This is a genomic window from Accumulibacter sp. (genome assembly GCF_031732815.1).
Lineage (GTDB): Bacteria > Pseudomonadota > Gammaproteobacteria > Burkholderiales > Rhodocyclaceae > Accumulibacter.
The window spans coordinates 13724-21299 of the sequence record NZ_JAVMKF010000142.1 but is presented as its reverse complement, the minus strand read 5'-3'; the positions used below and the strand labels follow the sequence as shown (position 1 = coordinate 21299).

3 protein-coding genes are annotated in these 7576 nt (G+C 66.0%); all 3 read right to left on the bottom strand.

The genetic code is table 11. The annotated features are described in order from the left end of the window. Window positions 1-11: 11 nt before the first annotated feature. Complete coding sequence (locus RKP46_RS09840; protein ID WP_311106481.1) at window positions 12-3299, bottom strand: hypothetical protein; 3288 nt, start codon at window positions 3297-3299, stop codon at window positions 12-14. 17 nt (window positions 3300-3316) lie between these two features. After that, window positions 3317-6568: a DUF1156 domain-containing protein gene (locus RKP46_RS09835; RefSeq protein WP_311106480.1), complete on the bottom strand. Its 3252-nt coding sequence runs from the start codon at window positions 6566-6568 to the stop codon at window positions 3317-3319. Beyond that, a partial coding sequence (locus RKP46_RS09830) for an ATP-binding protein (protein ID WP_311106479.1) occupies window positions 6565-7576 on the bottom strand: 1012 nt, incomplete at its 5' end. The genes RKP46_RS09830 and RKP46_RS09835, both read right to left, overlap by 4 nt.

Sequence of the window (7576 nt, the reverse complement as noted above, 5' to 3'; positions counted from 1 at the left end):
TCCGCGCCTGACTACTCCAGCCGCATTCCCTGCTTGATCCCGCCAAGTATCCTGTTCATCTCGGTCGATACTTCATCGGGCAGCGCCTTGTCGGTTCCGACCAGAATGTGCAGCGAGAAGCGCAGTTGGTGCCCTGCGGCGGCTTTCGTCAGCTCGCCTAGCTGGTCGGCGAGATCCTGGATCTCGCTCGGACGAAGCTCGGTGGTGAGCTGCCTTGCCCGGTAAGCCTGCTTCGCGGGCGGTTCGCTGGACTGCCAGCGAACGACCATTTTCACCCCGGCTGCGCCGCCGAAGTCGGTTGGCCAGTCATGTGAATCGGCCGTGCGCTCGAAAACGCCCAGGCGGAAAGCCTCGTCGAGCGCCTGCCGCACGAGCGGCCACGGCAGCACTCTGCCGCGCTTGTGCGAGAGCGAGGCATGGATCAGATGCGCACTGGCCACTGGCTCCGTCCACGCCGCCGGCAGACTGGTCGGCAAGAGATCGGCGGTCGACAGCGCGGCTATCGGCGGCGGCAACAGCAGCGCCTCGGCGGTCAGAAAGCCCGCCGGAACGTCGTCTCCCCAGACGCTGATCGGCCCGTTCAGCAGCCACACGCGAGCTGCCCTGACGGCCGCCGCCACCGCGTCCTTGATCACCTTCAGCGCTGCGCCAGGAATCGCCAACGGCTCCGTGTAGCCGCCCTTGTCGACCGGCACGGAATGCTTGCCGGAGAAGTACGTGGCAACATCGCCCAGCGTGATGTTGTCACTGTCCGCCTTCCACAGGCCAGGGAGGGTTCCCGGCGCCAGCAGGGCGGGTTCGATTTCGGTCAGCGTGGCGGTACCCGAAAGTACGACCTCGAGTGACGGCTCGCGCAAGGCCACCTCATCGGGACGCGCCTTCCAGAACGTACGCACCGACCGGTCGGCGCGCGTTACCTGCAGGACGAAGTTGCCAGCCTCGCAACCAAGCAGCAAGGTGTCGAGGATTGCCCCGCGATTCAGCATCTTGGGCAGTCGCGCAGTGGCCGCGAAAGCACCGACCAGATCCTTCACGTAGCGCGATCTCTCGCCCGCCCGCCAGAGGTCATACGGCCCACCGGGCAACAGCGCATCGGCATTGACCGCGGTACTCTCGATGCGCGCGTGCCGGTCGTTGACGATTCTGGTGAACAGCGGCTGATTGTCGGTGGACAGGCGAAACGCCGCAACCTCGTTCGCCTCGTTCACCGTCAGGATGACCGAGTAGGCCATGATCACTTGCGAGGTCATTTCACCGCGCGCCACACGCAGGTTGGCTTCGAGCTGCGTGAAGCGGACGGTATCGACGTCATCGCGGCTTCTCAGCAGTTCGCGGACCTTTTCCCAGCCGAGCATGTCGCGGACTTTTTCGCGCGCAAGCTCGATTCCCTCCCGGGACGGAACGGCAAGGACAATTGCGTTGCGGTTGGTGGCGCGCGGTCGGTCGGCCGCCGTCGTCTCGTCGATGAAGCGCTTCGCCTCGGCGCTCGGCTTACCCGACTCGCAAGCCGCGCGTGGACCGAGCACCGCGTAATGGAATTCACCGTCGTCGTCGATCTCCGCCGGCCGCGACGGCAGCAGGTGAACGATCGCGCCCATGGCGCGCGCACCCTCGGTCAAACACCGGGTCTGAGCGATCTCGCGCGCCAACACATCGTCCAGCACGGTGGGCAGGATGTGCTGCCGGGCGTCGTCGTGCATCTGCTTGAGGTTCGGCCGCGAGCCCAGACGCCAGACCTTCGGCAGATTCCCGTCCTTCTCCGCCGTGCAGGTATCGTCGAGGTACCACGAGACCTCGGCCCAGCGCGCCAGCCCCTTGGCAAGATCGATGCTGTCGGCGCCGTTGGCGCCGAGCATGATCAACAACTCGCGCGTTTGCGCCCTCTGGCCGATCGGCTGCGAGTGCAGGAAGGTGGCGACAACCGCCTGCTCGATCTCGCGCAAGCCGAGCCCGAAACCCTCCTCCTGGATCTGTCGCGCTTTCGTCAGTTCGCCTTCCAGGATCGCCTGCCAGTCCTGCCGCCTGCCGTCGTATTGCTCGATGCGAGCAATCGTCGCCAGCTCGCGTGTCGCGTCGGTCAGCGCCCGCTCCGCCGGTGCGCAGAGCAAGACCGCTGGACCGATCATGGGCGACGGATCGGCCCATTTCTCGGCCTCACGCAGCGCGAGCGCAAAAGTCCGCAGAACACCACGCGTGCGCTGGAAGCCCTCCAGCATCGTCCACTTTTCAAAGAACACATCGGTAAGGTCCGGGTGAAAGGGAAAGCTGTTCAGATAGCGCTCCTCCGCCTGCGAACGGCTCTTTCTCGTCTGCTCGTCGAGCGCACAGATGCCGTTGAGCGCACTCACCACCTGCTGCTTCCACTGGCCGCGGCTGGTGTAGCTGGCCGGGGTAAGCAGCCGCCGACGCAGCACCTCGGCGACATCCTGCCTTTCCACCGGCTGCACGCCGGCGTCCGCGACGCGCTGGAACACCTCGTAGAGCGCCTTCTCGATCTTCTTGCCAAGCTCGTCGCTGCGCGCCGGGTCGGATGCGAGCAGCGAGGCGACCAGCGCGCAGCCAGGGACGCGCCCAGCCGCCTGCGTCAGACACTGGAAGAAGTACGTCGCCTTGCCCAGCCAGTCGGCGTGCATGCCAACCGCCTGCCGCGCCCACATCAGCGCCTCGTCGAGCAGCAGCAAGCTCGCCAGGCCATCCCTCGCCGGCAGCGCAAGCAGTTCCTCGAGAACGTTCGTCGCGGGCGCCGTGTCCCGCTCGCCATCGTCCTTACCGAGAACCTTCAATCCGCTGCGGCCGCCCAACTGCCACGCCAGGGCCGTCCACGGCATCCGGCAGCGGCGCAGCGCACCGTCCGGCGCCCTGACCTCGATACCGGTCTCGAGATCGAGCCGGTCGAAGGCGAGCGCGGCAATGCGCGCCCTGGGCGGCCGCATGCCGATGTGCGTGACGAACTCCTCGACCGCTGGCAGCCCGGGCAGATCGTCCGGCGCGGCGACAAGGTGTACGAGCGTGATCAGCGCATGCGTCTTGCCGCCACCGTAGGTCAGTTGAAGCTGGCGGACGGCCTTCTCCGACTTCCCGGCGAGCCGCAGAACCACGTCACGCGCCAGATCGCGCAGCCTGGCGGTCGGATAGGTCAGCGCAAAGAATTCCTGCGGATCGTGGTAGACCGACCGCTTCTGCCCCATCATCACGTCGTAGAGGTCAGCCGCGAACTCCTTCTGCGAGAGTTCGCCGTTACGGATATCCGGCCGCAAGTCGACCACCTTGTGCCAGGGCTTGGCGCTGATCTTGGCCATCTGCAGTTCCTTCTTTCCTATGTCCGGGGTGCGTCGTGCCGCGCAAGCGGCAACTCATCGTGTGCCGCTGCGCTGCGGCCGCGCACGTGATTCGAGAGACTTTCCAGAAGCGAGCGTTCCTCGTCGCCTTGTGTCGCCAGTTCGATCAAGGCTTGCAGCAACTGCGCAAAGACCGCGCTCCGGCGCAGCCCGCGCGCGTCGAGGTAAGCGTCGACCTTGGTGACGTCGCCGCCTTTCCACAGGTGCATCAACTTGTGTACCTGGTCGATCAGCGGCGCCGTGCGACCGCCGTCGCCGTCCGCACCCAGCATGCGGTGCTTGCGCTGCGCCCATGCGCGCAGGCGGAACGTGCCGCCACCGCCGCTCGTCTCCTCTTCCTCGCCACTCTCGCCCGTCTCGCCCGCCGCCATCCTCTCGTCTGCGGCCTGTGCGTCTGCTGCCTTGCCACGGCAGAGAATCTCGTACTGATCGGCCAACTGCCGTTCGGAAAGATTGCACGAGACCGCGTACAGGATGCAGGCCCCGGCAGCGGCGTCCTTCAGGCCGAAGTCATTGCGGTGCAGGAGGTAGTAGGTGGTCACGTCGTCGAGGCCGACGCTGTCGCTGGCAAGCGCGCCGCCCAACGTGAGCACACGGCCAACGACGAAGTCGACGACGATACGGCGCACGTGGCGCAGAAACTCGGTCACGGTCATGACCGCGCCGGTCTCGGACGCCTTCTTGACCGCGGGATACTGGCTGTACGCTTCGAGAGCCGGCCCGGTCGCCGCCCATACGAAATCGGGACCGCGAATGCCGGCATCCCAGAAGTCGCGCAGTCTGCTGACGATGCACGCCTGCATTTCCTTGAGCACCGGGGCGTCCCAGCCGGCGGGGACGGCCGGGTCGCGTTTCCGGCAGACCAGCCACACCGAGGACGACAACGCGGCCGACGATAGCGAGCGCGTACGCGCTTCGCGTTCGGTCTGGATCGGCCAACTGCCGTCAACCACGAAGCCGGCTTTGACGATCGCACTGACCAGCGTTTCCCACGCGTCGGGGTGCTTGTGGGCGAAGACGATGACCAGGCGACCTTGCGGCCGGAGCGCGGCGAAACATCCGGCGAATGCCCGGGCCATTCCGGCTTCATAGTTGCGTTTCGATGCCTCGCGGTCGCCGCCAAAACGGGACGCATCGTCGATCAGTTCGCCGTCGTTCGCCTGGTGATCCCATTTCGGCGCGAGCGGCGCAGCGAATCCCCGGTCCAGTGCGGGAGATAGCCCAGCCAGCGTTCGCCGCAGCCAGACGTAGAAGAAGTCCATCAGATCCGAATACGGAATCGCGTCGTAGTACGGTGGGTCGGTTACCACAAGGTCGAAATCGCCGTGCAAGGGGCACGTTGCCGAACCCAGCTCGACTCTGGCTGGCGGCGCGTCGCCGGCGAAGCTGGCGGTATGCTCGACGAAGCGCGCCAGCCACTCGACACCGCCCGGGTACCCGCCTGAGGCGTCTGCCAGGACCGAGGTCTCGGCGAAATCCCAGTTCATCGGCAGCGCGAAACGCACGAAAGTATTCCTGATCTGGTCGTATCCCACCGTCCAGGAGCACAGCGCACTTCCGCGGTCGGCGATGCGGTCGACAACGGTAGCGGCCAGAGCCGCGATCGACTCCGCCTGAACCTCAGGGTAGCCCTGCGCCAGCAGTTCTCCCGGCAAACGGCGGGTCGCTTTCAGCAGACCTGCCAGGCCGAGCAACTGTCGCTGGGTAAACAGCTTGTGCCATTGGTTGAGGCCATAAAGGGGCACGCGAAAGCCAAGCGCATCTGTCGCTGCAAGTGGCTCAGTAGGCAATCCGTGCGGCACTTCCGCAAACACTCGCTCCAGTTGCCCGTCCGCGTCTCGCGCTGCCTCAATCTCGCGCGCAGTGGGCAAGCGGTACTCCTTGCCGCCAGGGGCATCTATGACCACCGCGGTCATCACCGCACCCAGCCTGCCAGCGCGCGCCTCGATGCGAATGTCCTCCATCGTCATGATCGTCCCGCAGCACGGGCACGCCGCGCCTGAGCGGCTCATCGTCCCGGCACCCAGCCGCTGGTCGTACTCGCGCCGCTGGGCAGACGTTCCACCCTGCGCTTCCGCCTTGCCGTCGATGGAAAACACTACACCCGTGCGGTCGGGGTTCGGTTCCATCGCCAACACGACACGCTTGTTGTCCTTCTTCGCGAGCCAGCGGGTTTTCAGCAACGGCACCGTGGCACGGCAGGCTTTGCAACTGACGGTGCGCGCCCAGAGGTAGGCGACCGTTGGCTTGGCGATCCAGCGTGGGTTGCTGTCGTTATCGAGGTAGGTCTTCTGGTCGAAACCGGCATTCAACAGCTCGATCTGCGGCTCGCCCGCGTCGTTGGTCGGCACCAGCTTGAGCTGCTCTTCCTCGGCGCGCGCCAGGGCGACGCGCCGGTAGGGAACGAGCGAGCAGAACTCGGCGTACGTTGGGTAGAAGCGCGCGAGTTCGCGCCTCGCCTCGCGCAGGACCCATCGCCCCCAGGCGCGAACGTGCCACGCGAGGTCGACTTCGAGCAGCGATGCAGCAAGCGGCTGGTGCTCGAACAAGTCTCCCTGAGCATCGGCTGGCGCACGCTTCGCCAGCAGCTCTACGTGCGTCCGCAGGGCGGCCGGCTTCATCCCGAGCGTTTTGAGGTAGGCCGCCATGAACTCGCCATCGGCGAGCGCGAAATCGGGCAAGCGGCGCCGCTTGCCGGCCAGCTTTTGCGGATATTCCAGCGTGCACTTGAGGATGAACCAGGCCACCGGGTTGATGTCGACCGCGGTCACCTCACAGCCGAGGCGCATCGCTTCCAGCGGGATGGCGCCGCCGCCGGCGAAGGGGTCGAGAACCTTCGGCGCCCGGCCGCCATACGCCTGGCGGATCTCGGCGCGAAACCAAGCCAGATCGGGACCCGACTCGCGCCCCCAGTGCAGGATGCCGCCGTGTGTCTCCTCGGACTCCACCTCCTCGACCTTGCCGGACGGCAGTCTCTTGCGCTTGACCGACTTGACGACCGTTCCTGCCAGCCGCTGCAGAATCTCGTCGCGCTTGTCCTTGTCGCCCGGGTCCGGGAGCAAGGTGGCGATGAGCGCCGCGCGCGCCGCCGCCAAGGGCCGCCGCGCCGGCCAGATGTGCAGCGTGGACAGGTGCCCGTGGCGGACGTTCTTTTCGTGGACGGCATCGATCGACGTCTGTTTCAGCGGAAACGCGACTTCAATCAGCCGCTTGCCCTGCGGGTCGTTCATCCTGCCCTCGCTTCTTTCCAGAGACGGACGATGAAACGCTCGTCGTCCTCGACCAGATCGGGTTCCGTCCCGTTGTGCGCACGCATGCCGGCGACGATCTTGCGCGGAACGCCAAGGCCGCTCGCCTCGACGTAGCGGTAATCGCGCAGAACCTCCTTGATCAGTTCGTTGCGCGAGGCGCGATAGCCGGCGCGCATCTTGTCGACGGTTACGGTGTTCGGCAGCCGGCCCGGAGAAATGATTTCGATGCGGTCCACGTAGATCGACACTTCGATATCGAGAACCGTGATCGTGTAGTCGCGATGCACAATCGCATTGACGATCGCTTCGCGCACCGCCTCGAGCGGATAGTCCCAGCGCTCGCGCCGTTGGCCGCCGGCATCGATCCAGGCCTCGACCTCGACGTTGCGGCGAACGAAGTCGAGCGCCTGCTCGATGACGCCGGACTCGACGGCGCTGGAGCTCTCCGAGAACGACCTTGGCACGGCGGGATACTCGACACCGCCGTCGGCTTCGCCATACAGCGAAACGATCGGCCCACGCAGGCTCTCCCTGGCCTTCGCGTTGTAGTCCTTGGTGTAGCCCGGATAAGTCGCCGCGCTGATCCCGGCATGCGGCAGGTAGCGGTTCGGCCGCGTGCCGAAGAGCAGCAATCCTCCGGCACTCGGCATCAGGCGGTCGCGGTCCTCGTACATCAGTTCGGTATTGGCGAGCAGCCGCGTCCAGCCCTCGCCGTCGCCCGCTGCGGGATAAGCCTGCCGGCGAACGTCGCGGAAATAGTTGGTCAGACGCCGCGCGTCGAGATCCTTCAACGACGCTCCGGGAATCGGCTTGCGGTCGTACTGCAAGCGCTCTGATTGCATGTACAGCCACGCTTCCTCGTCGTCCGTCGCCTCGCGCGAGGTCGTCCCAACGCGCACCTGCGTCGCCCAGGCACTCCCCCGTTTGGCCTTGTAGGGTTTGTCGGGAGCGTCTGCCGGCAGGGAGATGACGCCAACGCGCTTGCCA

Excerpts from the sequence above, each read along its gene's own strand:
- RKP46_RS09840 (WP_311106481.1), bottom strand. The coding sequence starts at position 3,299 with ATGGCCAAGATCAGCGCCAAGCCCTGGCACAAGGTGGTCGACTTGCGG.
- RKP46_RS09835 (WP_311106480.1), bottom strand. The coding sequence starts at position 6,568 with ATGAACGACCCGCAGGGCAAGCGGCTGATTGAAGTCGCGTTTCCGCTG.